The sequence below is a fragment of the Maridesulfovibrio ferrireducens genome (assembly GCF_900101105.1).
GTDB classification, from domain to species: domain Bacteria; phylum Desulfobacterota; class Desulfovibrionia; order Desulfovibrionales; family Desulfovibrionaceae; genus Maridesulfovibrio; species Maridesulfovibrio ferrireducens.
This window is the reverse complement of sequence record NZ_FNGA01000002.1, coordinates 899,562-926,503: the sequence shown is the minus strand read 5'-3', so window position 1 is coordinate 926,503 and position 26,942 is coordinate 899,562. Positions and strand designations below refer to the sequence as shown.

Here is a 26,942-nt window from a genome sequence, read left to right as displayed (position 1 = left end):
CGACTAAATAGGGGTCTCATGTTAAAGAGCCTCTCAAAAGAGAGGGGCTTTCCAGTTTTTTTCTTTTTACCCGCCCGGTAGCCCTACCTGTGGAGGTCGTGGCCATTTCCCCCGGGCGGGGTTTTTTCAGCGTAAGCAGGAGGCATATTATGGATAAAATTGAGAAGCAGGCTTTGCAGGTAACTAAGGAAATCGTAGTGAAATTTATTGAAGTGGGAAGAATTTCTCCTTCTAATTTTTCTGAGACTTTCAGTTCAATTTATGCCGATGTTATAGCATCTGTCAGATTGCAGCAGCAAAGTAAGCCGAAAGACGCTAGCGGAGAATCTGAGTAGATGCAGGATCAGACACACCAGGAGCACGGTAAAAAAGTTGCGGCCATGTTTGGGCGCATTGCCGGATGGTATGATTTTTTGAACCACGCTTTGAGCGCGGGGCAGGATATTTACTGGCGGTATAGGCTGGTAAAGCTAGTCCGTCCGGCTAAGAACGGTTTGGTACTTGACCTTGCTGCCGGAACTCTTGATGTTTCTGTGGAGCTGAAGAAACAGTATCCGGACATTAAAATTCTAGCTATGGATTTTGCTTTTCCTATGCTTGCTTGTGGTAAGTCTAAGAAGCTCGACGGAAAGCATGAGCACACCAGAGGGACTTCTATTGCCGCCGTACAGGCTGACGGAAAGAAACTTCCGCTGCCGGATTCCTGTCTTGACGGAGCAACTATCGCGTTTGGAATTCGCAATATTCTTCCTCGTGAAGAAGCTTATAAAGAGATTTTGCGAACACTGAAACCCGGTGCCAGATTCTGTATTCTTGAATTCGGTTCTGGACGCAAACGTATATGGAAAGGGTTCTATAATTTTTATTTGAATAGAATCCTTCCGCTCTTGGGAAAGGTTGTATCAGGCGATTCCGGAGCCTATACTTATTTGGCAGATACAATCCGTTCTTTTCCGGATGAAAGAACTTTGGGCACAGAGCTTCGTAACTCAGGGTTCGGCCGAGTTATGTTTATTCCGTTGCTTTCCGGTATTGTATATATTCATGTGGCTGAAAAGCCGGCAGAATAAAGTCGTCAGAGTTCTGCGAGAGATTGTCCGAAAGAGATCAGCAATAATCCGAAGATCATTGCGATAAGACCCAGAATACGTAATTGTTTCGGGCCTCTTTCGATAATAGAAATTAGAATTCTGGGCATACGCTCAGAAAACAAAAAGTATGGAATTCCTTCAAGAATGAAGGCCAAGCCTAGGGCTGATAGCAGAAAAGACCAGTCAATATTCATAATAGCAGCAGTTTTATATGGGCTGCCACACATTGTCTACCCCTCTGTCAGTAGTTTGTTGATAAAAATTTTAGTTATTAAGTAATGAATAGAGTTGTCGGTATCCGTTTTTCCGGAAAAACATTAAAGGACATGATGTTATGATAAAATTTGAAGATATTAAAGATAAGAAAACTTATGTTGCAGTCGTCGGGCTTGGTTATGTAGGACTGCCTCTGGCTGTTGCTCTAGGACGTCATTTTAATGTCTTGGGGCTGGATATTTCTGAACAGCGTATAAGTGAACTTCGCACTGGCTATGACCGCACTGCTGAAGTTCTTGAAACAGACTTTCATAATTTTGTAGAATTCAGCAGTAATCCCGCAGACCTTAAAAAGGCAGGGATTATTATCATTGCTGTGCCTACTCCGATTGATGAAGCACGCAATCCTGACCTTCGTCCGGTCGTAGGCGCGTCCACCATGGTCGGTCAAAACATGTCTGAAGGGACAATTGTTGTATACGAATCAACAGTCTATCCCGGTCTTACCGAAGACATCTGCATTCCTATTCTTGAAAAAGAGTCTGGTCTTGAATATCAGAAAGAATTCGGAGTCGGCTATTCACCTGAAAGAATCAATCCGGGCGACAGAGAACATACCTTGCAGACAATCGTAAAGGTTGTAGCCGGTAGTTCTGATGAAGTTACTGAACTTCTTGATAATTTATACTCGACCATTGTTACTGCCGGAACTCACAGAGCTTCGTGTATTAAAGTTGCTGAAGCCGCCAAAGTTATTGAAAATACTCAGCGTGATCTTAACATCGCATTGATGAATGAGCTTTCCATGATTTTTGACCGTCTGGGTATTGATACTCTTGATGTGCTTGAAGCTGCCGGAACAAAATGGAACTTTCTTCCGTTTCGTCCAGGTTTAGTCGGTGGTCATTGTATCGGAGTTGATCCTTATTATCTCACAACAAAGGCAGAAGCTCTTGGTCATCATCCGCAGGTTATTCTTGCCGGACGTAAAATCAATGACTCTGTTGGTAAATTTTTAGCTGAAACCACAATCAAACAGATGATTGATGGAGACAGCAAAGTTAAAAACGCTAAAGTCGGTATCCTCGGTCTGACTTTTAAGGAAAATGTTCCTGATCTGCGTAACACCAAAGTCGTTGACGTTGTTGAAGAATTACGTTCTTTCGGTGTGAATGTTCTTGTTCATGATCCTTATGCTGATCCGAAGGAAGCTGTAGAAGAATACGGACTGGAAACAGTACCTTTTTCTGAGTTTAAAGGCCTTGATGCGCTTATTCTTGCTGTTTCACATAAGGAATACCACAGTCTCGGTTTTGATGAAATTAAGAGCTGGTTCAGAAAGCCTGAGAATGCTCTGGTCATTGATGTAAAATGTTTCTTTGACCGGGATGAATTGACTAAAGCCGGAATTAGATTCTGGAGACTTTAAAGTCTGTGAAAACTATTCTTTTTGTCACTGCGACTGTAAAGGAAATGAAAGCCGCCCTTGGCGGAGTGTGCATATTGCCTGCGTTAAAGCAGGGAGTTGCGGTTCCTTTTGATTTTCGTGGCAAATCAGGTTTATTGCTGGTTACCGGTATTGGAATTATTAATTCGGCTTTTGCATTGGGACAAACTCTTGCAAAATATGAAATAGAGCTTGTTGTTCTTGCCGGAGTGGCAGGAACCTTCGATCCGGAACGTTTTCCTGTTGGATCTGCATGCGTTGTAAAAACAGAGATCTGGCCGGAATACGGACTTAAGAAAGAAAAAGATGTCGACCCGAAAGGGCTTGGTTTCAGTCTGGCTGAAGTAGATAATAAACCGATATGGGACAGAGTTGATCTTTTTTCAGGCAGTGCTCTTAAAAAGTCAGTGCTTGACCGATTTGAAAAACTGCCCGAAGCTGTTTCCTTAACAGTAAGCGGAGTTACTGCAACGGCGGATGAAGCCTTAAGACTCAAAACTGAGTTTGGGGCGGATATAGAAAATATGGAAGGTTTTGCAACCGCGTATGGATGTACTCTTTCGGGTATACCCGTATGTCAGGTGCGAACTGTATCGAACCTTGTGGGATCAAGAGACCGTAAAGATTGGGATTTGCTGGGAGCTTTAGCCGAACTCGGCCGAATTTGCTCTGCATTGGTTAAGTAAAACCGCCCGATTTTTTGCTGTGCTTCTTTCCACTCACAACTGGGATAATTCATACGCGGATGACTGAGTTATTAGCCTATTTTGAACAAGAGTTGCCTAAGATAAACGGTTTTTTGGATGAAGAGACCGATAAGCTTGAGGGGTTGGTAAAGGGGGTTGCGAAGCATGTACTGCTTGCTCCCGGTAAACGGATACGTCCGATTCTCACCATACTTTCTGCCCGGGCTTTAGGATATTCAAAGGAAGATATTTATCCTTTAGCAAGCTCGCTTGAGCTGCTGCACGCTGCAACCTTGCTTCATGACGACATACTAGATGACGCTGATCTGAGAAGGGGAGTTACGGCTTCACATCTTGTTTTCGGTATTACAGAGACCGTTCTTGCCGGGGATGTTCTTCTTGCTCTTGCCAATTTAATCGGCGCTGATTACGGAAAATCCCGTATAAGCTCGATTCTGGCTTCAGCGATAATGTCCACAGCAGAAGGAGAAATTCGGGAAATAGCACATATTTCAGAGCCGAAAGTGGACCGTGATATATATATGGATATTATCATAGGTAAAACTGCAAGGCTTCTTGAAGCTTCATGTCGCATCGGGGCAGCTGTTGCTTGTGACGACACAGAACTTGAAGACGCTCTCGGAGATTTTGGCCTTAATATGGGCATTGCTTTTCAACTGGTTGACGATGCTCTTGATTATGAATCTCCTGTCGGAGATACAGGTAAGCCGGAAGGCGGAGATTTGAAAGAAGGCAAGGTTACTTTACCTTTAATTCTCTATCTTGAGATGTTAGAGGATAAGGAAGCTGAATCTTTGCTTGCTGAGATTAAAAATCGTACTCTTTCTGATGCTAGGCGGGATGAAGTGCTTGAAAGTATCCGTGCGCATGGGTTGGGAACAAAAACAAGGCAATCCGCAGCCGAATACATTGAAAAGGCTAAAGCCTGTCTGACTCCATTGTCTGACAGTGTTGAAAGCCGAGTTCTCAAGCTGTCCGCCGACTTTGTTTTGACCCGCCGTAAGTAGGTGTAGTTTAAAAACAGGAGCCGCGACCTATGAGTCTGGACGAGATCCTTGAATCACCACGACTGATGATGAAGCTAAGTTTTCCTCCGGTGATGCTTCAACTGATGGAGGAGGCTGCTAAGCCTGAGCCTGATTTTTCTGTGCTGGGAAAAATTATCAGCATGGACCCGGCTCTTTCAACTACCATACTTAATCTGGTCAACTCTCCTTTCTATGGTTTGTCACAGGAAGTTTCAGATCTTAAGCGCGCGGCTATAGTTCTGGGAACGAGAGAGTTGTTGAATCTTGCGGTTACTGTTTCGTTTCAAAAACATATTTCTGCCCATCTTGAGAAACAAGACTACAAGATTTACAGTGATTGGATGCTCACCGTGTGGGGAGCTATTTCAGCTCAATTGATTGCTTCCAGAATTTGTCCTGAATATGCTGATAAAATGTATCTTTGCTGTCTTCTTAAAGATATCTCTCTGTTGTTTCTCAGATGTGCTGCTCCTGATGAAATTCCTGAGATGCTTTCAAGTGATTCAGTTACAAGATCTTATTCCGGTCAGGCAGAAGCTGAGAATGATAGTTGGGGTATGACTCATGGAGCACTCAGTCAGCTTTTGCTTTCTCGCTGGAAACTTAAGACTCTTGAGTGTCCTTCTATCCTGCATCATCATTCTTTAGAGGAATTAGATTCTTTCGATTTGCCGACTCAGGCTGTAATTCTGGGTACTAAATGGGCTGAAATGGAACTGGGCAATTCTTCTGCTCCGTTTAATGTTTTGCAGTTTGAAGTTCAGCTTCAGAACGCTTTGGACATGGATGAAGAAGCGATTGAAGATTTCAGAAGTGTTTGCCGGACTAAATTTCAATCCATGCTCGGCACATTGGGAATGGATGAAGGGGGGAGTGGAACCCATTTTTATAATCATTCCATAAAGACACTTCAAGCCAGTTATTTTATGAGCCTCGAGCTTCTTACAGCCGAAGGTGGAGTGGATTCAATCTCCCGGATAATAGGGCGTCATGTTAAGCTTAACTGGGATATAAATGAATGGGAGCTTGCCCTTAAGTCTCCTGATTTTGATAAATATTATTTGTATAGAGTCGGAGAGTCTGGACTGGAAAGGGTTTTCTCACGGGTTGATAAAAAAGACCTCAAGTGGAATGTGCGGACTGATGGTATAACCATTTCCAGCCGTGGTGTTTTCCTTGGTGAGTTTCGGTGTTTGTGTCCGGGGCTTTCTGAGAGTGAGAAGAGTGATTTAAAATTATATTTCCGATTTATCGGTCAGGCTTATGAGCATTACAGTCTTAGGCAGCATTTGCTGGAAGGGCGGGCTGTAACTCTTGAAACTCTGCCTCTCGGGATTGCCCGCTTAGATATTAAGGGCAGTGTTCTTGATATGAACGATGAGATGGCACGTATTATCGGAGGAGCTGAAATTTCCGGAGCGAAGGAGTTCAGCGAATTATTTAATATGGGTGTCGGTGCTGGACTTGGCAAGGGATGGGCTGATTTTCTTGTAGATAACTCCAAGACTTCTTTCAGCAAAATCCTTTGTGTAAGACTTCGTACGGGAGGAATCCCGCGTGATGCCTGCCTTTATATCTCAGCATATAAGCAAAAAAGTGGTGAAGACTGGCTCATTTCTGTAATTATGGAAGATGTTCGCGAAATTTCGGAAACTCAGATTCAGGCGCTTAAGCAGAAAGATTTTCTGGAAGGTCTTATTGATTCCATGCGTGATGTTGTTTTCACTGTCGATGTTCGCGGAAATATACATTATGTTTCATCGCGTTATTCCAAAATTTTTCTAGGGCGTAATCTCTTTGATATAGCGAGTCCTTCAGGTGCTTTTACCGGCCGATGGGGGCCTGAACTGTTTGAGCAGCCTAAATCTGTTGTGGAAGTTTTGATGAAAAGAACGGATTCTACTGGCTTACCGTTTGAACTTGTCATCAGTAAACTTGAAGGTGCCGGCGAGAAATATCTGATCGTCGCCCGTGATATGACTGCCATCAGAAGGTTGGAAGAAAAACTGAAAAAGCAGGCTGTCTTTGACGGGCTGACAGAGTTGTTCAATCATACTCAGTTCAACACGATGCTCGGACGTGAAATAACCCGTAGTAAAAGAACCGGGCGGCCTGTCGGTATATTGTTTTTTGATTTGGACAGGTTCAAAAAAGTTAATGATACAGAAGGACATCAGGCCGGAGATGAGGTCTTGAAGAGTGTCGCGGTTATTTTGAAGGAAGAACTCAGAGCAGGAATGGATTTCCCGTGTCGATACGGCGGAGATGAATTTGGAGTGATTGTTACAGAGGTCCGGCCTGAATCCCTTGAAATGATAGGGAATAGAATTCGGATGAAAATAGATACTAAATTTTCAGGGAGAGTAACCATCAGTGGCGGTATGACCGTTTATGAAGATGGAGATTCTCCGGTCAGTATGCTTAAGCGGGCTGACACAGCGGCATATGAAGCCAAGGATTTGGGTGGTAATTTGTTGAAATGGGCGAAAAAAGAATCTTGAGCGTATCGCTGAGATTTTATTATTTATATTAAAAAAGGAGATAACCATGCTCTGGCGGGTTGAGGTTGGTCTTAAAAATAATGTCCGGGATGTTCACGGGAATAAAATTTCCCGTAAAATCAGGGAAGAGCTCGGCATAGAAGCCGGTGAAGTCCGGACCATTAAAGTTTATACTGTTGAAGGTCTTGAAAAAGCCGATATTGATAAGGTGCTGGAGCTTGGAGTTCTGCATGATCCTGTCCTGCACATTCCGTCTCTTACCCCTCTTGCGGCTGATTTCGCCTGGAATCTGGAAGTCGGATTCCGTCCGGGTGTAACGGATAACGAAGGTCGCACTGCAAAAGAATCTCTGATTCTGGTTATTAATCCTGAAGATGCTGCAAAAGTTAAGGTTTATACCTCTACTCAGTACATTTTTTCAGAAAAGCTTGAGAAAGAGCAGATTGCATCTATTGCAAAAGATCTTTTAGCTAACGAATTGATTCAGCGTTATGAAATTTGTTCTGCTGAAGAATGGGAAAAATCTCCCGGATTTGAAGCTAAAGCGGCTCAGGTCACAGGTAGAGCCAGTGACGAAGTTGCAATTATTGATCTTCTTGCAATGAATGATGATGAAATGATGGCGTTCAGCCGTGCGAATACTCTCGCCATGAGTATTGAAGAATTTCATTCCATTCGTGACTACTATTCTGATCCCGAAGTTCTTGCAGAACGTAAGAAAATGGGGATTGATCCTAATCCAACAGATGCTGAACTTGAAGCTCTTGCACAGACATGGTCTGAGCACTGCAAGCACAAAATTTTCAGTTCTAAAATTGAATACGAGAACAGAGAGACCGGAGTTTCTTCTACCGTAGACAGTCTCTACAAATCCTGCATTCAGAATACCACCAAGGAAATCCGTAAAGACAAAGGCGATGACGACTTTTGTCTGTCAGTTTTCAAGGACAATGCCGGGGTTATCAAATTTAACGACAAGCTGAATGTTTGCGTTAAAATGGAAACTCATAACAGCCCTTCCGCTCTTGACCCTTACGGCGGAGCGCTGACAGGAATTGTCGGTGTTAACCGCGACCCTATGGGAACCGGACTGGGTGCAAACCTTCTTTGTAACACTGATGTTTTCTGTTTTGCTTCTCCTTTTTACGAAGGAGAACTTCCTCCGCGTTTACTTCATCCTCGCAGAGTTCTCGAAGGAGTCCGCGAAGGTGTTGAACACGGCGGTAATAAATCAGGTGTGCCTACTGTAAACGGTTCCATTGTTTTCGATGAAAGATACCTCGGTAAACCTCTTGTTTATTGCGGAACTGTCGGAACAATGCCCGTTAAGGTTGCCGGACGTCTGAGCCATGAAAAGAAAGCTCAGGTCGGCGATATTATCGTCATGACCGGCGGTCGCATCGGTAAAGACGGAATTCACGGCGCAACTTTTTCATCCGAAGAATTACACGAAGGATCTCCTGCTACAGCCGTTCAGATCGGTGACCCTATTACTCAGCGTAAGATGTATGACTGCCTCATGCGCGCCCGTGATACCGGTCTATATAGTGCTATTACTGATAACGGAGCTGGCGGGTTGTCTTCTTCCGTTGGAGAAATGGCCGAAGATACCGGTGGTTGTGATCTCGATCTTGCTAAGGCTCCGCTTAAATATGACGGTCTTAAGCCTTGGGAAATTCTTGTTTCCGAAGCTCAGGAGCGTATGACTCTGGCTGTTCCTCCCGAAAAGCTGGACGAATTCATGGCCTTGGCAAAAGAGATGGACGTTGAAGCAACTGCGCTTGGTACTTACACAGACAGCGGTATCTATAACATTAGATACGGTGATAAGCCTGTTGCAGCACTTCGTATGGACTTCCTGCATGACGGTGTTCCTCAGATGCAGCTTAAAGCTGTTTGGGACCGCCCAGTTGTTGATTTCAAAGGTGAGCCGGAAGTTAAAGATCATACTGCTCTGCTTAAAGATATGCTTGGCAGGCTTAATATATGCAGCAAAGAATACGTCATCCGTCAGTATGACCACGAGGTTCAGGGGCGCAGTGTCGTTAAACCTCTCGTCGGTAAGAAGCAGGACGGTCCCGCTGATGCCGGTGTACTGAGACCTGACCTTGATTCCGATAAGGGGCTTGTTGTCTCTCACGGAATATGTCCTAAGTTCAGTGATCTCGACACATACTGGATGATGGCTAATGCTATTGATGAAGCTGTCAGAAACGCCGTAGCCGTGGGTGGTGACATTTCACACATGGCCGGAATTGATAACTTCTGCTGGTGTGATCCGGTTCAATCCGAAACAACTCCTGACGGACATTACAAGCTTGCTCAGTTGGTCAGAGCTAATCAGGCTCTTTCTCACTTCAGTCGCGCATATGGCGTGCCTTGTATCTCCGGTAAAGACTCAATGAAAAATGACTACAAGGGCGGGGGCGTAAAAATCTCCATTCCTCCAACGGTTCTTTTCTCTACGGTCGGGATTGTTCCTGATATTAATAAGTGTGTCACTTCCGATTTCAAGAATCCCGGTGACTTTGTATATGTTTTAGGTATTACCAGAAATGAACTTGGCGGCTCGGAAGTTTCTTCCCAGCTCGGGTTTGTTCATCCTTCTGTTCCGCATGTAGAAGCACTTACTGCTCTTAAACGTTATGAAACAGTTCAGACAGCCATGAGCCAGGGGCTTATTTCAGCCTGTCATGACCTTTCTGACGGCGGACTCGGAGTTGCGCTGGCTGAGATGTCAATCGGCGGTAGAATCGGCGTAGAGGCTGATCTCTGTTCCGTTCCTTCCGAGTATGGTTTGAGTACTCTAGCTATCCTTTACAGTGAATCTGCAAGTAGATTTGTTGTGACTGTATCGCCTGAGCTTGCTCAGAAGTTTGAAGCCCTGTTCGAAGGACAGGTTTTCGGACGTATAGGTATGACAACCGGACTTGATACTTTCGGCCTTGCAGAAGGAACAACCGGAATAGTCAGAAGCAAGATTCATCTTCTTGCAGATGCCTTCAAAGGCACTCTCGACTGGTAGATTCTGCACGTAATATTGCTTTTAGAAGAGCCGCATCGGTTAATTTCGATGCGGCTCTTTTTTCGCTAATGAGCCACCCACGGTTTTAACCAGGATTCTCCTATCAAGTCGTGGATTACGAACGGATCACCTGCAACTGTCATACTTGCCGACTCTTTACTTTTCGCTTTAAAAAGGATCATTCCTCCTGATCTGTCAGCAAACGGTCCCCCTTTGTACCCATCCAGTTTCAAAGACATCCAATATTTAGCATGGTCAGGGGCGGCTTGTTTGATGATTTCAGGTTTCTTTTTCATGAAATAAAAATAAACATACGTCTGTGTTGTATCCTTTTTCATATCCCCTCCATTAGCTGGTGTTGCTAGAAACAGAACAAAAAAAATGAGAATGCACCACTTCATATCGCCTCCTTTACTTCATCGCTCCAATAGAGCTTAAGGTCTTCACCATCTGTTTCAAGTCGGTATCAGAAATTTGTTCCAACCATTTTTCATTCCATGTTTTCATGGTTTTCATACATTTTTTGACAACATCTCGTCCCTTGTCGGTTACTTCGCACATTACTACTCTAGAATCTTTCTTCTCTTTTGATGTTTTAACCATCCCGAGTGATGTAAGGCGGGTTATTGATTTGGAAACATTTGATTTTTCATATAACAGATCTGAAAGAATTTCTTTCTGAGAAATAGGCCCTTGGTTTTTTATCACCACCAGTATTACAAATTGTTGTTGTGTCAACTCGAACTCGCGTGAGATTCGTGCTCCTTCGCGTTGTAAATATGTACCAAGTCTAAGCAGTTCCATAACCATTTGATTCGAAGTAGACATAATCGCCTCACATAGAAAGTTTCTTTGTCAACCTTTTATTAAAATGTATAAATATAGTTTCCTTGTCAACTAAAAGTTTAGCTTTCGGTAAAGCTCATTTTAATAAGCAGAAACAATCATGACATAATTGAAAGATAAAATTCAATAATTCAAGGTTAATACTTGTAGAAAGACTGGATGATCAGGCAGGATGAGGACTAAAAAAAAGGCCCGGAAGCGTGAGCTTCCGGGCCTTTAATATTTATAACCGTGAAGTTAAAGACTTCTATTCGTCGTCTTCAACAGCGTCGGAGATGGAGCATTCGGTTGTCAGCAGAAGGCTGGAAACGGAAGCTGCATTCTGGAGAGCGATACGGGTAACCTTTTTAGGATCGATAACACCGGCCTTGATAAGGTCTTCGTATACGCCAGTTGCTGCGTTAAAGCCGAAGCCTTCTTTGCCTTCAGCAACTTTTTCAACAACGATAGAACCTTCGAAACCAGCGTTTTCAGCGATCATGCGAAGAGGCTGCTGAACAGCACGGCGAATGATACCGATACCGGCAAGTTCGTCATCGTTACCAGCTTTGAGGCCGTCGAGAACTTTAGCGCAACGAACAAGAGCGGTTCCGCCACCTGCTACGATGCCTTCTTCAACAGCTGCGCGAGTTGCGTTAAGAGCATCTTCAACGCGAGCTTTCTTTTCTTTCATTTCGATTTCAGTTGCTGCGCCGACTTTGATTACTGCAACACCGCCAACAAGCTTGGCGAGACGTTCCTGTAATTTTTCGCGGTCATAGTCAGAAGTAGAGTCAGCTGCCTGACTTTCGATTCTGCGTACACGAGCTTTGATATCATCAACAGAACCGGCACCGTCAACGATGATGGTGTTTTCTTTGTCGATTCTGATGCGTTTAGCTGTTCCAAGTCCGTCGATAGTCATAGCGTCAAGGGACAAACCTACGTCTTCAGATACAACCTGAGCACCGGTCAGAACAGCGATGTCCTGAAGCATTTCTTTACGGCGATCACCAAAGCCAGGAGCTTTGATAGCACAAACCTGAAGGTTGGCGCGGAGTCTGTTAACTACGAGAGTTGCAAGAGCTTCACCGTCGATATCTTCTGCAACGATGAGCAGAGGACGGGACATTTTGAGAACCTGCTCAAGAATGGGCAGAAGATCTTTCATGCTGGAAACTTTCTTTTCGCAGAGAAGGATCATAGGATCTTCAAATTCGCAGACCATTTTGTCTGTGTCAGTTGCGAAGTAAGGAGAAAGATATCCGCGGTCAAACTGCATGCCTTCAACTACATCCAGTTCTGTCTTCATGGATTTAGCTTCTTCAACAGTGATAACGCCTTCTTTACCGACTTTGTCCATTGCTTCAGCAAGGATTTCGCCGATTGTGGAATCGCTGTTTGCGGAAATTGTTCCGACCTGAGCGATTTCAGATTTATCACGAGTTGGTTTAGCAAGTTTGTTGAGTTCTTCAACAATAGCTGAAACAGCGGCGTCAATTCCGCGTTTGATGGACATTGGGTTACGTCCGGCAGCAACGAGCTTTACACCTTCAGCAAAAATGGACTGAGCAAGAACTGTAGCGGTAGTTGTACCGTCACCGGCGATGTCGTTGGTTTTGGAAGCAACTTCCTTAACCATCTGAGCGCCCATGTTCTGGAATTTATCTTCCAGATCAATAGCCTTAGCAACGGTAACACCGTCTTTAGTAATGACGGGTGCGCCCCAGGACTGTTCGATCACAACATTACGACCACGGGGTCCGAGTGTTACTTTTACAGCGTCGGCGAGAGTGTCAACGCCGATTTTGAGATGTTCACGTGCTGTTACATTAAATTCAATAGCTTTAGCCATTTAAAGATCCTCCTGAGAGAAATTCGTTTGATTTATATATAGAGGCGCTAGCGGAAAATTATTCAACAACTGCGAGAATTTCTTCTTCGCGCATGATGATGAAGTCTTCACCATCAATAGAAAGTTCGTTGCCTGCATATTTAGCGAAGAGCACAACGTCACCTTCTTTTACGGACATAGGAGCTTTATCTTTACCTGGACCGGCTGCAGCAACAACACCTTTCATAGGTTTTTCCTGAGCGGAATCAGGGATGATAATACCACCGGCTGTTTTCTGTTCGCTTTCCAGACGCTTAATGAGTACGCGATCCTGTAACGGTTTGAGAGTCATGTTTCCTCCTGAACTAAATAAAGTATTGGTTGATAATCACTTAATAATCTGCGGGGTTGTGGCAGATTCTTCTTTGATTTTTAAAGTCGAGTTGCCTATTGTGTCATCCAAGGCAGTTCGCTTCATGCGTATGAAGTTGAATTAAATTAAGACAGAAGAGCAATATGTCAACACCGTATAATGAAAAAAACGGTATTAAAGTATTTGATTTTGCTTTTCGTTGAAAGGAGTGATCTGTATATGTCTCTTAATCCGAAAAGTATATAAATTATGCGGTTCAGCTTGACAATTAGCAGTTCTTCCCTGTAGTCCGCCACGTCCAGCCAAAAAAGGTTAAATAATGTTTTGCTTTTGTATAAAGCTTGATTTGATATCATTCTGATAAAAGTAATGCTTAGTCAGTTATGATTTGATATTACCCTATGGCTTTTTATTGTTTAATGGTGTAGTGGGCCTGTTGGGGTACGGATATACCGCTCGGGTTGCGGTTTAAAAAAATGAAGGAGTTTATTATGAGTAAGACTGTTCTTGTTAAGAAGTTCCGGGAAAAATTAGACATGAGTGCTAAAGATGCTTCCGCAGCGATTGATGGCGTTCTCGGCGCAATTGAAGATGGACTTAAGGAAGAAGGCAATGTGACCCTTACTGGTTTCGGTACCTTTAAAACTGTTGAACGTTCCGCACGTACAGGTCGTAACCCTCAGACTGGCCAGGCCATTGAGATTCCTGCTTCTCGCGGAGTAAAGTTTGCCCCCGGAAAATTTCTTAAGGACGCAGTTAAATAAGCTTATTCAATATTGACTGTTAAGCCGCTTCCGGGGATTCCGGGAGCGGCTTTTTTTATGGCTGATGATAAAAGTTTAATTTTGATAAATTTGGCCAGTATAAATTCTTTATTTCTTGCTAAAGGGTGTTTGTGAAAGTTCTGGTTGCGTGAACTTTCGGCAAGATCTAAGCGTATTGCTACTAAATTGTTATTTACGGAGTAATGTTAAATGTCTTCTCTTTGGACCAGGCCTTTCGGCTACCGGGATGTTTTAAAAATCAGCCTTCCTCTTGCTGTAAGTATGGCTTCAACCACTCTTATGCAGATCACTGACAGGATCTTTTTGGGAAGATATTCGGTTGAAGCTATTGCCGCCGCGCTTCCAGCTGGAATTCTCGCGTTTTTATTCATATCCTTTTTTATGGGCGTTGCCAGCTACATCAACGTTTTTATCGCTCAGTATACCGGTGCCGTAAGACCTGATAAAGTCGCAACGAGTCTCTGGCAGGGGATATATTTTTCGCTTGCCGCTTGGGTTATTTTAATTCTGGTAGGCCATTTTTTGACCCCTTTGCTTGTTTTGGGTGGTCATCCACCGGAAGTTACTGAACTTGAAACTCAGTATTTTAGAATTTTGATGTTCGGAGCCGGTTTGCCGGTGCTTGATACTGCTCTTTCAAGCTTTTATTCTGGTCGCGGTTTGACTCGGACAGTTATGCTCGTAAATATGGCGGGTGCTTTGGTTAATATTCCGCTCGATTATGCCCTTATTAATGGTTTCTGGTTTTTTCCGGAAATGGGCATCCAAGGGGCCGGAATCGCTACCGTTGCAGCCGGGGGCGTAATTGTAGGGCTTTATTGTCCACTTATCTTTAATAGTAAGAATGAAAAGCAATATGGAATTATAAGTAATTTCAAATTTGCACCGGATCTTTTCATCCGGTTTATCAAGTATGGCCTGTCAAATGGTACACAATTTTTTCTGGATATTTTTGCAGTAACTTTTTTTGTCTATATGGTGGGCAGGCTGGGAACAACTATCCTTGCAGCTAGTAATATAGCTCTTTCGATTGACGGGATTTCTTTTTTCCCGGCGTATGGGATATCCGTCGGGGTAAGCACCTTAGTCGGTCAGGCCATCGGGCAGGGACGCCCTGATTATGCGAAAAGGGCGACGGTCTGCGCGTTTCATATTACATGTGTCTGGATGCTCTTTATGGGGCTTATTTACGTCACGATTCCAGATGTATTGATAAGTATGTTTCGTCCGCATGATATAAGTGATGTTCAGTTTATCGAAGTTCTCGAACATGGTAGAATATTCTTGCTGTTTATGGTCTTTTATATCTTTTTCGATGGGCTTGCGCTCGTCTACTCAGGCGCGCTTAAGGGAGCGGGTGATGTTGTTTATGTTATGAAAGCTGTCGGGTTTTTCTGTGTAACGCTGATGGTTATTCCGTGTTATCTGGGCGTAGAAGTATTTAAGGCAGGCCCGAATTTTCTCTGGGCAATTTTTACAGCCTATGTGCTCGTGCTCAGTTTTGTTTTTTATTTCCGTTTCAAGGGTGGAAAGTGGGAAAGTATGAAAGTTATCGAATAGATGGAAATTGTTTTTATCTGGAAAGCAAGAAGGGCATAAGAGGAATTCCTCTTATGCCCTTTATTTTGTGAAATTTTGAAGCGGCTATTTTGTTAAGCTGATTCCTGAGTGACTACCAGCATTTCCGGGCGGACCTTATATAGAAAGCTGTAAGTGAACAGGCAGATAAAGCCTTCGATAATCATTATGGGAATATGTGAATATACGATTAGCTGAGCAACTCCGATAAAACTGTCATCGGTGAAGGATAGCGCGAAAGCAGTCAGTATAGCAGAAAGTGCGATTGAAAGAGCACCGCACATAAAAGCAGCGATACTCATACTTTTTCCGCCCTTGCTGAGCAGGGAGCGAAACAAATAGTGGCAGAGAACAGCCGGTAAAGCCATTGTGGCTGTGTTGACTCCGATTACGGTAAGCCCGCCGTACTGGAAAAGGATGGCTTGCAGAAGCAGTCCTGTAAATATAGCAGGAAAGGCTGCCCAGCCGAGTATAAGCCCCATAAGTCCACTGAGAATAAGGTGTGCGCTTGAAGGACCAAGAGGAATATGAATAAGCGAGGCTACAAAGAAAACCGAAGAAAGGAGAGCTACTGTAATGAGGTTTTCCGAATCGAGCTTTTTAAGGCCTATCGTTGTGCCGATGGCGGTCACAGTTATTCCTACAGCAAGGACGGGAAGGGATAGAACTCCTTCAGATATGTGCATGGCTCACGATCCTCTTTATAATTGAGCAAGAACGTTCGGGCTTGTTTTATACTTTTAGGTGCATGTGTGCATACTTTTTTTAGAAATATAGCACCACCGTGTGTGTGTCAAGAACTCAGCATAAACTTTGCTATTGAAATTTTAAGGTTGTTACTTTTTTGTGATCTATATTTTTATATGTTTTTGGCTAACAGCATGATTTTTCCTAATTTTATCTGCTGGATGCAGTTTTTAGAAAATATTTAGATATTGGTGTATTTGTTGCAACGCTAGGTGGAGGAGGAAAAATATGCACAAAATGCGATTGTCTGAAAAAGTCATTCCTGTTCTGTTTGATGTTGTTGTATATGGCGGATTTGCGGCGTTCTTGTTCGCAAGCTATATAACTTTTCGAACTCTTGTGGAAAGATTTCCTGAACCGGCTCACAAAATCATTGGTATGCTGCAAAATTTTCTCGCATGAGTGATTGAAGTGTATGCAAAAAAATCCTCCTCAGCCTGTTCGGTTGAGTGAGGATTTTTTTATATGGTTATTTTGAAGTAGAAAATTTTTAATTATCGATTAGGATTGACTTAAGCTGTATAAATATTATTTATAAGGTAAATGAAAATGAGTTTCTATATCAGCGGGAGATATTGTGCAGGATATATTAGTGTTTGTAATTATAGCAGTAGCGGCTTTGTACTTGGGAATTAAATGGTTCAGGAAAGGGGGGTCGGGATGCGGTTGCGGGTGTGATTGTGGCGGTGCAAATAAAACTTCTAAGGGAGATTGTTCCGGTCCTGATGAATCTCAGATTGGAGATCTTAGAAAGAAGAAGTAAATACGGAGCAACAGGTTAATGACTTGTTGCCTATTTTATATTTTTTTGAAAATTACAATTTTGATTGTTCACTCGCATTTAAAGGAAAAGCCATCCAGTTTAGGGTGGCTTTTCCTTTAAATGAACTATTAGTGTAAGGTTTTGTGTCGTAACGGAATTAAGCTTTAAAAAATAATTTTGAGCATAATGGATATTAAGGAGCTCAATACGTCTTTTTGCAGATTAAAACTGATTTAAATTAATCAATGCGTAGTCATGCATAATTTAAGAGACAAAATTGTAAAAAAGCAACTTTTCTTGCGTAAATTTCTTCTTTATTGATTGGTAATCCTGTGCTTAATCTTACGATGTCAGTGTAAATTTAGCTTTTGATTGCGAAACGCGTAATTTATGATTATTCTGCATTATAATGACATAATTTTTTTATAACAAAACTTTTTTCTATAAAATCAGATAGTTAATTATCTAAATCCTTTTTTCATTATTTTTTTTTGTTTGTTATAGAAGTTTTCTTTTCAGTTTGCTGTCCAAAACTGGCACTAATTTTTTTTATGCTGCGGTTTCTTGCTGAATTTGTAATTGAATTATGCTACTTGATGTTCACTTTCAGCTTGTCATAATGTCATGTGATATTCCTACATGGCGAATATGTTCTCATAAATAACTGGTTTCCTTTAGAAATATATGTTTAACAAGAATGTTTAAACGTAGGCTGTCGAGTCTGCGGTGAATCACTCATTCACATACCAAGGGAGGGGAAGTGGCCAAGAAGAAAATTAGGTTCATGTGTACTGCCTTCCGTGACGGTTTTCAGTCCGTTTACGGTGCCCGAGTCAAAACCGATGATTTCCTGCCTGCAGTTGAAGCTGCAAGAGACGCAGGTATAAACTGGTTTGAAGCAGGCGGAGGAGCACGGTTCCAGGCTCTTTATTTTTATTCCAATGAAGATGCATTTGATATGATGGACAGATTCAGGGCTACTGCCGGACCTGACGCAGATTTACAAACTTTGGCTCGCGGAGTTAACGTTGTAGGTCTTGAATCTCAATCCAGTGATGTTATCAAGGCTCATGCTGATCTTTTTGCCAAACATGGTATTACCACCATCCGAAATTTTGACGCTCTCAATGACGTTAACAACCTGATCTATAGCGGGCAGTGCATTGCAAATGCCGGTCTGAAACATCAGGTTGTCGTTACAATGATGGAGCTGCCTCCCGGATGTTCGGGCGCCCATGACGCCGCATTCTACGAAAGTACTCTCCGTCAGATTTTGGATGCAGATATTCCTTTTGATTCAGTCTGTTTCAAAGATGCTTCCGGAACGTCTACTCCTGCTAAAGTTTTTGAGACCATCAAGCGCGCTCGCAAGATGCTTCCCGCAGATGTAATGCTCAATTTTCATACTCATGAAACAGCTGGAATCGGCGGACTCTGTTATAAATCCGCCATTGACGCAGGAGCTGATGCGATTGATTTGTCAATGGCTCCAGCATCCGGCGGAACCTGTCAGACTGATATCGTCACCATGTGGCATATCCTGCGCGGAACAGATTATACCCTCGATATAGATATAGATAAAATTATTGTTGCTGAAGATGTCTTCCGTGACTGCATGAAGGATTACTTCCTGCCGCCCGAAGCAACTCAGGTCGACCCTATGATTCCTTTCAGCCCGATGCCCGGTGGCGCGCTGACTGCGAATACTCAGATGCTCAGAGATAACGGTCTGATGGATCGCTACCCTGAGATCATCCGTGCCATGAGTGAAGTTGTCCGCAAAGGTGGATTCGGTACTTCCGTTACTCCTGTTTCCCAGTTCTACTTCCAGCAGGCGTTCAATAACGTCATGTTCGGTCCATGGGAAAAGTTTGCTGACGGTTACGGCAAAATGGTTCTGGGATACTTCGGTAAAACACCGGTTGCTCCGGATGCTGAAATTGTTAAACGTGCATCCGAACAGATGGGACTTGAGCCTACCACTAAAAGCCCTATTGAACTCAACGATGCTGATCCAGAGAAAGGGCTTGCTCCTGCTCGCAAGCGTCTTGAAGAAGAAGGTCTTCCTGTTACTGACGAAAATGTTTTCATCGTTGCAACTTGTAAGGACAAAGGAATCACCTATCTTAAAGGTGATGCCCGCGTAGGAGTCCGTTATAAGAAAGACGTTGAAGCTGAACAGGTTGCTAAGCTTACCGGAAAAACTGCTTCTGCAAGTGGATCCGGTTCAGGAACTGTGGATGTTTCAGTTAACGGCTTGTCCTATACTGTTACTGTCGACGGTGACACAGCAACTCTGAATGGCAAATCTTTCAGTATCGGTTCCGGAGATGGAACTTCTGCCGCGGCAGCTTCCGGCGCTCCAGCCGGCGGCGTAACTGAACCCATTGCAGCCCCCATGCCCGGACTTATTGTCCGTCTGGCAGTTAATCCGGGAACTGTGGTTCAGGAAGGTCAGACTTTGCTGATTATGGAAGCTATGAAGATGGAAATGGAAGTTAAGGCTCACAGGCCCGGAACATTGGTCTCTTTCGCGGTTACCGCCGGTGATCAAGTTCAGCAGGGACAGCCTTTAGCTCAGATGACTATCTAGCCGGACACTTATTAAAAGCAAAAGGAGATCCCAATGCAAGAAATGGTGTTCAGTTGGCAGCACGTGGTCAATGGTAACGGATTAGCTATTTCCATAACTGGTATGGGTATTGTGTTCGTAGCTTTGATGCTGGTGAGCCTTTATATCGCTATGCTTCCAAGGTTAGCTGGATTCTTCAATAAGATTATCCCGCCTGCAGCTCATCACTGCGGGATGGAGCCAGCTCCTTCGGGACCGGTTGAAGCTGAAATAGTCGCAGCTGCAGTTGCATATCTGCATAAAAACAAGAGTTAGACGGACGTCATGGATATACTTTTTCATTTTTTAAGTACAACGGGCTTTGCGGAAATGACTCCGGGCAATTTTATAATGATTGTCATCGGAATTGTTTTTATCGCCCTTGCAATTATAAAGGACTATGAGCCGCTTTTGCTCCTTCCTATCGGGTTCGGAGCAATTATAGGTAATATCCCGTCTATCGCGGGTATGCCTCTCAGCGTTTATGACGAAGGGAGTGTGCTCTCTTATCTATACTTCGGGGTCAGCAAAGGTGTTTTTCCTCCGCTGATATTTCTTGGAATCGGAGCTATGACCGACTTTTCGTGCATGCTCTCCAACCCAAAGTTAATCCTTCTAGGGGCGGCGGCTCAGATGGGTATATTCATTACCCTTGTCGGAGCGCTATACCTAGGCTTCAGTCCGGCTGAAGCCGGTGCTATCGGAATTATCGGCGGGGCTGACGGTCCTACTGCGATATTCCTTGCGTCCAAGTTGGCGCCGCATCTGCTGGGAGCTATTGCCATTGCGGCTTATTCGTACATGGCACTTGTTCCCGTTATTCAGCCTCCGATTATGAAGCTGCTTACAACTAAAAAAGAACGTTTGATCCGCATGTCTTCTCCAAGACAGGTTACTACACGCGAGAAAATTCTTTTTCCCGTCGGAGCATTTATTATCACTGCGTTAATCGCACCTGGTTCAATTGCTCTGGTAGGGATGCTTTTCTTCGGTAACCTTTTAAAGGAATCCGGCGTAACTGAACGTCTGGCTGAAACAGCACGTACTTCGCTCATTGACTCTGTTACTATCCTTCTGGGTGTATCGGTCGGAGCATCAACACAGGCTCAGACTTTTCTGACTCCTGACAGCTTGCTGATTTTTGGTCTTGGTGCAGCTTCCTTCTGTGTAGCTACTGCCAGTGGATTACTCTTTGCCAAGCTTATGAATCTTTTCCTTAAAGATAAGATCAACCCTTTGGTTGGAGCTGCCGGTGTCTCGGCTGTTCCTGACTCTGCGCGTGTTGTGCAGATGGTTGCCCGTAAAGATGATCCGCACAACTTCCTGCTGATGCACGCCATGGCTCCGAATGTAGCTGGTGTACTTGGTTCTGCGGTTGGGGCAGGAGTTCTCTGGTCGGTACTTGGGTTATAGGGATAAATCATGAAAGTCGTCACAAATCGAGCGAGAATGAAAAAGCTTAAGCAAGCTTTAAAAAGTAATAAACTCGGCTTGACGACAACCATGCCGGTGAAAAAGATAAACTTTGTTCATTAATGAAAAAAAAGCGCACTCTCGAAATGAGAATGCGCTTTTTTTTTCGTAATAAATCAAATTGTACCGTTTTATTGTAGTATTTGGGTGACCACTCTTAAGTACATTCGTTAGGTTTGTTCAGTTCTTCACAATATTTCGGGAGAGGGCTGTTAAGTAGAGTGGATTTTTCTGGGGAATAGGGTTAGGGCGGTTCTTAACATTTAGTCAGACTTATATTTTCATTGGAGGAGTAAACAGTGGCTAGTCAGTCTACCTATGAGTTCTATAAAAACGATCTTTCTAAAATACCGCCTTTACGGGCTATTGCGGAAACTCTCGTTAATGATAAAAGAGTAAGAAAAATAAATGCTGCCGAGGCATACGAACTTGCTAAGAAGCAGTGGGATGTCATGGATACTGATCAGAAGATCTATCCTAAGGCTGCAAAACGGTTAGGTCTGCCGGAAGGCGCCACTGTTTTAAACAACTGTCATGGTAAGATCGTAGGTCGTACAGGTCAGGCCCGCAGATTTTATAATAATCTGAATGGACCGGACCAGCGTAAAGTGCTTGGCGACCTTAGAGAAGCTATCTCTGACATGCAGCAGCGTCCTTTGATCAAGGCTGAAGCTATTATCGGTCTTGATAAAGATCTTATGATCAGAGCTACCATCGTCGGCGGCGAAGATGATGCTGCAAATATTTTTAATTGGCTCGTCAACTTTACTCCTTATGAAGAGTTGGCAGCAGAGTATGAAAAAAGCGCGAAACTGCCCATTCAGGATATCATCATTATCGGTGATAATCTTTGGCGCAACGAAGACCCTTTTTATCATAATCAGGGATTCCCTCAGCTCGCACTTGTCGATGAAGAATGCAATGTCATCTACAATTTCGGCATGCGTTACTTCGGTGAACGCAAAAAAGGAACTTTGACTCTCGCATGGACTTCCGGCATTCGCGTAGGCATGGCAGCATGTCATGGCGGAATCAAGGAACTTGATTTCTCCGGCTGTGCTGATGAAAATGCAAAGAAAATCGGACAGCGCTCCATAGCTTTCTTCGGACTTTCCGGAACAGGAAAGTCTTCTCATACAAATTCTCATGATAACGGCGGCACTCTTCCTGAAGGATTTTCCAAGAAAGTTTTGCACGATGATGCTTTTCAGATTGATACGGCTAACCGTGTCTGCCGGGCATGGGAACCTACTTTGTTTGATAAGACAGATTCAAGGCCGGTTGGACATCCCGACTGGGAATATATGGTTTCAGTAATGAACCATGCAACTCTTGAAGTTGACGGAAAAGTTCTGCCTGTCGGGCAGGATCTCCGTAATCCGAACGGGCGGGCTTTGATTGATCGTGATGTTCTGGGTGAATACGTCAATCGTTGTAAATTCCCTGAAGTTTTGTGCTGGCTTATGAAGGACACATGTCTGCCTCCGGTTATTCGTTTCACAGATACATATCTCGCAGTTGCAATGGGCGCAGCCCTTATGACAAAGCGTAATCTTGCTGAAAACGTTTCCGAAGAAGAATTGAAAAAGCTGGTTTTTGTTCCTTATGCCAACCCGTTCAGGGTCTATGAGCTTTGGAAAGATGTTGAAGCTTTTGCAGGTGTTTTTGAATGCGGTGCAACTGGATACAGTTTCAACTCAATAGGGTTCTGGAACTCTTCCGATTCCGATCTTCATGCGATTCCATTACAGACATCACTTACTTTGCAGTCTTCAATCCTTCTGGATAAACTGGAATGGGAAGATTGGGATCTTCTGCCCGGTGCACAGCTGCCTAAGCGTAATTGTATGGAAAGAATTCTTCCCGGATTTTATGACACATATAATCCTAAGAATGCTGAAAATCATGATGATTATATTCAGACTCTCAAAGATAGATTTGCTCAGCGCAGACACTTCCTTGAGCAGACTGCTGATCTTAACTGTAAGCCTGAAATTCTTGCAAAACTTACCAAGGTTCTCAGAATCAAAGAGTAATCGTAAGTCTAGTTTTGAAGTGCTTGCCGGAATAGTTAATAGTAAAGCCCCGATGAAGAATTCTTCATCGGGGCTTTTTTTGTTTGGTCAGGTCGAAGATTTGAAGCTTGGTAAAAAGGTTAGAAGCGCTGGAAATCTGAATCCGAATTCTTTTCAGTTTTTAACTCGAGAGAAAGGGTTGGTGAAACCGATCCTGTGTTTCCTGACAGCCGAAAAAATCCGACTGCGTTTGTTAAACTTTCAGCCTGTATCAGTAGTTCTTCTGAGGATGCGCTTACTTCCTCTGATGTAGATGCGCTATTTTGGACAGCGACATCGAATTGCTGAAGGGCGCTATTGATTTGTTCAGCTCCTGAATTCTGTTCAGCGCTTGAAGCCGTAATTTCTTGAACCAGTTCTGCTGTTTTCTGAATGTCCGGTACAATTGCTTTAAGCATGTTACCCGCAGTTTCAGCTATTTCAACACTGGAAGTGGATAGCTCACTTATTTCTCCAGCAGCCTGACCGCTTCTTTCAGCTAATTTGCGAACTTCCGCAGCAACGACTGCAAACCCTTTGCCATGCTCTCCGGCTCGCGCTGCTTCAATAGCCGCATTCAAAGCTAACAGGTTCGTTTGTCGTGCAATTTCTTCTACAACGGAAATTCGTGTGGCTATTTTATGCATTGCCTCAACAGTCTGGATGACAGCCTCGCCACTTTTTTCCGCTTCCAATGCGGCTTTACGAGACATCTCGTCGGTCTTTTTTGCATTCTCTGCGTTATGAGCAATACCGGATACCATTTCTTCCATGGATGCAGATATTTCTTCCATAGAAGAAGCTTGTTCCGATGCATCTTGAGACATGATTTGTGAAGTAGAGCTTAATTCATTACTGCCGGATTCCACGTATGACGAGGCCATCTGAACTTCACGAACAACATCTGAAATTCGTTTAACCATGTCATTAGTAGCCGATGAAAGTTCAGCTATTTCATCCTGCCCTTTAACTTCAGCACTGATGGAAAGATCCCCTCCGGCAATTTTTTTGAAGAGTGCAAGCAAATTTGAAAGCGGGTATATAATGATTCTGTCAGTTACTAATATGATGATTATGGATAAGACTAATATCGAACCAAGTCCGAGCCATAATAGAGTCCATGCCATGGTTGTGCTGGCCTGAAAAATGTCATTATGAGTCACAGTTGCGATTATATACCAGCCGGTTTTAGAATCTTTCTGCCAACTCATACGTTTTTCAATTCCTTCATAAGAATAGTCAATTGAACCCGTTGTATTCGCTAGTATCTCTTTACCCCAGCTAAAATCTTTTATGCTGGATTTCATAAGTATTTTGTTATTTGGATGGCCTATTATAAGGCCGTCGGAGTTTGTTAAAAACAGGTAACCCTGTTCTCCTATTCTGGCCCCTTTCAGATATTGATTGTTGTAAACTGAAATTTTGAGAGTCATACCGATAATTCCGATCAATTTACCTGACTTCATAACGGGGAAGGTCAGCAGGCATATTGGGCTTTTGTTCTCGCCTTCATACGCATCTCCCATGAAAATTTGATTTTGTTCGGCCTTTTCAATGTTCACGCGACCATCATTGATTGATTTTATATTGGAGCCTACGGATGTACTTTGCCCTCCATCAGCTTTAATTGTTCCGTCAGGAGTCATAAGGAATACGTTTTCGTAGAAAGGGGACTCTTTTAAGTAATGATGTAGAGATGTGGTTACATCTTCGAAGTTTTCTGTAGTTAAAGCATCATCAATTTCAGGGAGTGTCTTTAAAATTTTACCATCTCTAATCCTGTCATTGTACCAGAAATCTAGAGTTGATGCCGCTTTATCGCGTGTGTTCATCATAGCTGCGGTGAGTTCTTTTTCAAGACTTCCTGCCCCGGAGGAGTAAGCCACCCACGATAATATCCCGATTGTCAGAGCTACCATCGGGATAATGGTAAAAATAAATTTTGCTTTTAAGTTAAGTCTCATACTCTTACTTCCTTATCAGTTGGGAGGGTTAGTGAAGGCTTATTAACTTGTATGATCACTGTTGAAACGAGTTTGTCCACTGTAAGGGATATTGCAAATTACACCAATCCTTTTAACTTGGGCACGCTCTACTGTTACTTAAATTCTATTGACCTGTAACATATATCTTATAATTGTCGCAGGTCAAAAATAATTCTTTAGTTATTTATATTATTGCTATTTCATAAATAGATTAGTGAGTGATTGCTGATTTAAGCACAGTCAAAATAAATAAATATTTGTAATATTTAAATTGTAATAAATTCAGGAGAGTGAAGTAAAGGAGGTGTTAGTTTTTAGCTGCTTGCAGGTATACTTGTTTAAGGAGTGGATCGGAAATGGCTTCAGCCCAGTGCAGGTAAATACTTTTCATGAAATTTTTTCTAATTATGGGATTTGCCGCTAATCGAGTGGACACTGCTTTATTTACATCCATGCCTGAGATTACAGCTTGAAGGGTTTCAGCTCTGTGAATAATGCGGTGGGAGGATTCAATAAGTTCATTTCCTTGTCTGGCTATTTTCTCACGCAATTCTTTATTTGCCAATAATTGCTCAAGTTTATTTACAAGATCTGCCGCATTGCCCGCTTCATATGTAGTAAGGTGAACCCCGTCGGTAAATATATCGTTTAGACCATGTTCAATATAAGGGGTAAGCAGGCAGGAGCCACACGCCAGTGCTTCAAATACTCTGAAATTGAGATCGCCACGCTCGGCAATATTCAGCACCACTCTGGCTTTGGGGAAAAGTTTGCGATATTCGCCCTGTGTAATGTGAAGTCCAGGAACAAGCTTTGCCACTTCATCCAGAAATTTCATGCGTTCAGGAGTCAAGTCCGGATCTACTTTACCCACAAAGAGCAAATCCCATTCTTTCTCCATTGTGAGCGGAACGTCATTATTCATCACAACCGGGGGAAACCATAAAAGACGGGAGTCGGGCAGGCGGGGTGTGAATCTATTCAGATGATCTTTCAAGCTGACAAGGCAGATATCAAACCCTTGTGCGTAAAGTGGGTACCAGCTGTGAATATGGGTATCGATGCAGTAGAATATTGTCAGGCATGGGAAAGATTCAACTCCGGCTAAAGGCGGAGCTATGCTTCGGTCTGCGTAAACCACCATGTCTGGGATGCATCCAGATTTTTCGACAATGTCTTTCCATGTAAAGACCTGCTGTCCGCGGATTGGGATGTGGATTGTTTTATAACCTAGCTGATCCATTCCCGTGCGGAAAAATGTGTTGCCGATCCACGCGATTATTTTGGTGTTTTCTTTGTTCACAAGTGGAAACGTATCAATTTATGGGAGTATGATAAAGCAGGTACTTTCGTTTTTTTTAATTTGATAATTGAGAGGACTGCAAAGGGACTAGTTGTTTTTCATCATTTTGCGAAGGGCCGGCTCGTCAAAATCTAACTCAGGCGTAAAACGCAGTCCTACAAGAGATTCTTCTTTCCAAACCGCGACAGCCTTTTGACTGCTCAGGAATCCTATGCGGTCATTAAATATGCACCCGCGGATAAAAACTTCAGCATTCAAGTCCAGCTTGGTGAGGTCTTCTTTTGAATTAAGTTTGAGCTTCATGCCGCATGGTGAAATGTTTAAAATGGTGATGTCCAGATCAGAGTTGCATGATGATGTTGCAATATCACATTGCCTGAAAAAACCATCAATATTATTAAGGTCTATTCGAGTTGAGTCGCGTCTTTCTTGAAAATTATTCATTTTGATTCTCCTCCCTGAGCCCAAATCTATTGTTATTAATCTTTGAAGTGTATTATTTTTTAATTTCACATGGTAAAGCTCTTTCAATCCTTGGCTAAAGAAGATAAAGCAGGTAAGTAGTCATAATAAAGTTAACATTGCGTGTGTTTATA

Annotated in this window: 24 protein-coding genes; 15 read left to right on the top strand and 9 right to left on the bottom strand. The window is 43.2% G+C overall.

Annotated features, from left to right (window positions below; genetic code table 11):
* Positions 1-149 precede the first annotated feature (149 nt).
* Complete coding sequence (locus tag BLT41_RS08960; RefSeq protein ID WP_092160263.1) at positions 150-335, top strand: hypothetical protein; 186 nt, start codon at positions 150-152, stop codon at positions 333-335.
* Positions 336-1,070: a ubiquinone/menaquinone biosynthesis methyltransferase gene (locus tag BLT41_RS08955; protein WP_092160261.1), complete on the top strand. Its 735-nt coding sequence runs from the start codon at positions 336-338 to the stop codon at positions 1,068-1,070.
* A 5-nt stretch (positions 1,071-1,075) separates the two neighbouring features.
* On the opposite strand, the gene BLT41_RS08950 is transcribed toward BLT41_RS08955, so the two are convergent.
* Positions 1,076-1,285, bottom strand: a complete 210-nt coding sequence (locus BLT41_RS08950; RefSeq protein WP_092160402.1) for a DUF2065 domain-containing protein — start codon at positions 1,283-1,285, stop codon at positions 1,076-1,078.
* 140 nt (positions 1,286-1,425) lie between these two features.
* On the opposite strand from BLT41_RS08950, the gene BLT41_RS08945 reads away from it, so the two are divergent.
* From BLT41_RS08945 to BLT41_RS08925, 5 genes are read left to right on the top strand one after another with little or no spacing between them, the layout of a single operon-like run.
* Positions 1,426-2,736, top strand: coding sequence for a nucleotide sugar dehydrogenase (locus BLT41_RS08945; RefSeq protein WP_092160260.1), 1,311 nt, complete (start codon positions 1,426-1,428; stop codon positions 2,734-2,736).
* A 5-nt stretch (positions 2,737-2,741) separates the two neighbouring features.
* Positions 2,742-3,440: a futalosine hydrolase gene (gene mqnB, locus BLT41_RS08940; protein WP_092160258.1), complete on the top strand. Its 699-nt coding sequence runs from the start codon at positions 2,742-2,744 to the stop codon at positions 3,438-3,440.
* Between the two features lie 59 nt (positions 3,441-3,499).
* Positions 3,500-4,468 carry a polyprenyl synthetase family protein gene (locus BLT41_RS08935; RefSeq protein ID WP_092160256.1) on the top strand — a complete coding sequence of 323 codons (969 nt, stop codon included), beginning with the start codon at positions 3,500-3,502 and terminating at the stop codon, positions 4,466-4,468.
* Positions 4,469-4,497: 29 nt separating this feature from the next.
* Positions 4,498-6,990, top strand: coding sequence for an HDOD domain-containing protein (locus tag BLT41_RS08930; RefSeq protein ID WP_092160254.1), 2,493 nt, complete (start codon positions 4,498-4,500; stop codon positions 6,988-6,990).
* A 46-nt stretch (positions 6,991-7,036) separates the two neighbouring features.
* Positions 7,037-10,015, top strand: coding sequence for an AIR synthase-related protein (locus BLT41_RS08925; protein ID WP_092160252.1), 2,979 nt, complete (start codon positions 7,037-7,039; stop codon positions 10,013-10,015).
* A 65-nt stretch (positions 10,016-10,080) separates the two neighbouring features.
* Here the strand turns inward: BLT41_RS08925 and BLT41_RS08920 are convergent, their stop codons facing one another.
* From BLT41_RS08920 to BLT41_RS08905, 4 genes are all read right to left on the bottom strand, one after another.
* Positions 10,081-10,353, bottom strand: a complete 273-nt coding sequence (locus tag BLT41_RS08920; protein ID WP_139167343.1) for a YciI family protein — start codon at positions 10,351-10,353, stop codon at positions 10,081-10,083.
* A gap of 73 nt (positions 10,354-10,426) precedes the next feature.
* A complete protein-coding gene (locus BLT41_RS08915; RefSeq protein WP_092160248.1) occupies positions 10,427-10,843 on the bottom strand; it encodes a MarR family winged helix-turn-helix transcriptional regulator in 417 nt (138 codons plus the stop codon).
* 265 nt (positions 10,844-11,108) lie between these two features.
* Positions 11,109-12,695, bottom strand: a complete 1,587-nt coding sequence (gene groL / locus BLT41_RS08910) for a chaperonin GroEL (RefSeq protein ID WP_092160246.1) — start codon at positions 12,693-12,695, stop codon at positions 11,109-11,111.
* Positions 12,696-12,753: 58 nt separating this feature from the next.
* Entirely contained in the window at positions 12,754-13,026 is a 273-nt protein-coding gene (locus BLT41_RS08905; RefSeq protein WP_092160244.1) for a co-chaperone GroES, read from the bottom strand.
* Between the two features lie 512 nt (positions 13,027-13,538).
* Between BLT41_RS08905 and BLT41_RS08900 the strand changes: the two genes are divergently transcribed.
* Together BLT41_RS08900 and BLT41_RS08895 are read left to right on the top strand one after the other, a co-directional pair.
* Positions 13,539-13,811: an HU family DNA-binding protein gene (locus BLT41_RS08900; protein WP_092160242.1), complete on the top strand. Its 273-nt coding sequence runs from the start codon at positions 13,539-13,541 to the stop codon at positions 13,809-13,811.
* Positions 13,812-14,021: 210 nt separating this feature from the next.
* The gene (locus BLT41_RS08895) at positions 14,022-15,392 is read left to right on the top strand and encodes an MATE family efflux transporter (RefSeq protein ID WP_092160240.1); all 1,371 of its coding nucleotides are present in this window, start codon (positions 14,022-14,024) and stop codon (positions 15,390-15,392) included.
* Positions 15,393-15,484: 92 nt separating this feature from the next.
* Here the strand turns inward: BLT41_RS08895 and cbiM are convergent, their stop codons facing one another.
* Entirely contained in the window at positions 15,485-16,096 is a 612-nt protein-coding gene (cbiM, locus tag BLT41_RS08890) for a cobalt transporter CbiM (protein ID WP_092160238.1), read from the bottom strand.
* Positions 16,097-16,385: 289 nt separating this feature from the next.
* Between cbiM and BLT41_RS17445 the strand changes: the two genes are divergently transcribed.
* The 6 genes from BLT41_RS17445 (at position 16,386) to BLT41_RS08865 (ending at position 23,040) form a co-directional block, all read left to right on the top strand.
* Positions 16,386-16,559: a hypothetical protein gene (locus BLT41_RS17445; protein ID WP_170830344.1), complete on the top strand. Its 174-nt coding sequence runs from the start codon at positions 16,386-16,388 to the stop codon at positions 16,557-16,559.
* A gap of 175 nt (positions 16,560-16,734) precedes the next feature.
* Complete coding sequence (locus BLT41_RS08885) at positions 16,735-16,920, top strand: FeoB-associated Cys-rich membrane protein (protein WP_092160236.1); 186 nt, start codon at positions 16,735-16,737, stop codon at positions 16,918-16,920.
* Positions 16,921-17,680: 760 nt separating this feature from the next.
* On the top strand, positions 17,681-19,513 hold the full coding sequence (locus tag BLT41_RS08880) for a biotin/lipoyl-containing protein (RefSeq protein ID WP_092160234.1): 1,833 nt from the start codon (positions 17,681-17,683) through the stop codon (positions 19,511-19,513).
* Between the two features lie 33 nt (positions 19,514-19,546).
* Positions 19,547-19,807, top strand: coding sequence for an OadG family protein (locus BLT41_RS08875; RefSeq protein ID WP_092160232.1), 261 nt, complete (start codon positions 19,547-19,549; stop codon positions 19,805-19,807).
* Between the two features lie 9 nt (positions 19,808-19,816).
* Positions 19,817-20,944 carry a sodium ion-translocating decarboxylase subunit beta gene (locus BLT41_RS08870; protein ID WP_092160230.1) on the top strand — a complete coding sequence of 376 codons (1,128 nt, stop codon included), beginning with the start codon at positions 19,817-19,819 and terminating at the stop codon, positions 20,942-20,944.
* 359 nt (positions 20,945-21,303) lie between these two features.
* On the top strand, positions 21,304-23,040 hold the full coding sequence (locus BLT41_RS08865; protein ID WP_092160228.1) for a phosphoenolpyruvate carboxykinase (ATP): 1,737 nt from the start codon (positions 21,304-21,306) through the stop codon (positions 23,038-23,040).
* A gap of 119 nt (positions 23,041-23,159) precedes the next feature.
* Here BLT41_RS08865 and BLT41_RS17650 read toward each other — a convergent pair whose 3' ends face one another.
* From BLT41_RS17650 to BLT41_RS08850, 3 genes are all read right to left on the bottom strand, one after another.
* Positions 23,160-25,022 carry a methyl-accepting chemotaxis protein gene (locus BLT41_RS17650; protein ID WP_092160226.1) on the bottom strand — a complete coding sequence of 621 codons (1,863 nt, stop codon included), beginning with the start codon at positions 25,020-25,022 and terminating at the stop codon, positions 23,160-23,162.
* A 328-nt stretch (positions 25,023-25,350) separates the two neighbouring features.
* Positions 25,351-26,346, bottom strand: coding sequence for a glycosyltransferase family protein (locus tag BLT41_RS08855; protein ID WP_244512233.1), 996 nt, complete (start codon positions 26,344-26,346; stop codon positions 25,351-25,353).
* A gap of 87 nt (positions 26,347-26,433) precedes the next feature.
* Positions 26,434-26,790 carry a pilus assembly protein PilZ gene (locus BLT41_RS08850; protein ID WP_092160225.1) on the bottom strand — a complete coding sequence of 119 codons (357 nt, stop codon included), beginning with the start codon at positions 26,788-26,790 and terminating at the stop codon, positions 26,434-26,436.
* Positions 26,791-26,942: the final 152 nt, after the last annotated feature.

What these genes read in the sequence shown, in the direction of transcription:
- BLT41_RS08895 (WP_092160240.1), top strand. Translation starts at nt 14,022, where the DNA reads ATGTCTTCTCTTTGGACCAGGCCTTTCGGCTACCGGGATGTTTTAAAA.
- BLT41_RS08930 (WP_092160254.1), top strand. Translation starts at nt 4,498, where the DNA reads ATGAGTCTGGACGAGATCCTTGAATCACCACGACTGATGATGAAGCTA.
- BLT41_RS08915 (WP_092160248.1), bottom strand. Translation starts at nt 10,843, where the DNA reads ATGTCTACTTCGAATCAAATGGTTATGGAACTGCTTAGACTTGGTACA.
- BLT41_RS08925 (WP_092160252.1), top strand. Translation starts at nt 7,037, where the DNA reads ATGCTCTGGCGGGTTGAGGTTGGTCTTAAAAATAATGTCCGGGATGTT.
- BLT41_RS08905 (WP_092160244.1), bottom strand. Translation starts at nt 13,026, where the DNA reads ATGACTCTCAAACCGTTACAGGATCGCGTACTCATTAAGCGTCTGGAA.
- BLT41_RS08960 (WP_092160263.1), top strand. Translation starts at nt 150, where the DNA reads ATGGATAAAATTGAGAAGCAGGCTTTGCAGGTAACTAAGGAAATCGTA.
- BLT41_RS08950 (WP_092160402.1), bottom strand. Translation starts at nt 1,285, where the DNA reads ATGAATATTGACTGGTCTTTTCTGCTATCAGCCCTAGGCTTGGCCTTC.
- groL (WP_092160246.1), bottom strand. Translation starts at nt 12,695, where the DNA reads ATGGCTAAAGCTATTGAATTTAATGTAACAGCACGTGAACATCTCAAA.
- BLT41_RS17445 (WP_170830344.1), top strand. Translation starts at nt 16,386, where the DNA reads ATGCACAAAATGCGATTGTCTGAAAAAGTCATTCCTGTTCTGTTTGAT.
- cbiM (WP_092160238.1), bottom strand. Translation starts at nt 16,096, where the DNA reads ATGCACATATCTGAAGGAGTTCTATCCCTTCCCGTCCTTGCTGTAGGA.
- BLT41_RS08900 (WP_092160242.1), top strand. Translation starts at nt 13,539, where the DNA reads ATGAGTAAGACTGTTCTTGTTAAGAAGTTCCGGGAAAAATTAGACATG.
- BLT41_RS08870 (WP_092160230.1), top strand. Translation starts at nt 19,817, where the DNA reads ATGGATATACTTTTTCATTTTTTAAGTACAACGGGCTTTGCGGAAATG.
- BLT41_RS08935 (WP_092160256.1), top strand. Translation starts at nt 3,500, where the DNA reads ATGACTGAGTTATTAGCCTATTTTGAACAAGAGTTGCCTAAGATAAAC.
- BLT41_RS08955 (WP_092160261.1), top strand. Translation starts at nt 336, where the DNA reads ATGCAGGATCAGACACACCAGGAGCACGGTAAAAAAGTTGCGGCCATG.
- BLT41_RS08850 (WP_092160225.1), bottom strand. Translation starts at nt 26,790, where the DNA reads ATGAATAATTTTCAAGAAAGACGCGACTCAACTCGAATAGACCTTAAT.
- BLT41_RS08920 (WP_139167343.1), bottom strand. Translation starts at nt 10,353, where the DNA reads ATGAAAAAGGATACAACACAGACGTATGTTTATTTTTATTTCATGAAA.
- BLT41_RS08875 (WP_092160232.1), top strand. Translation starts at nt 19,547, where the DNA reads ATGCAAGAAATGGTGTTCAGTTGGCAGCACGTGGTCAATGGTAACGGA.
- BLT41_RS08945 (WP_092160260.1), top strand. Translation starts at nt 1,426, where the DNA reads ATGATAAAATTTGAAGATATTAAAGATAAGAAAACTTATGTTGCAGTC.
- BLT41_RS17650 (WP_092160226.1), bottom strand. Translation starts at nt 25,022, where the DNA reads ATGAGACTTAACTTAAAAGCAAAATTTATTTTTACCATTATCCCGATG.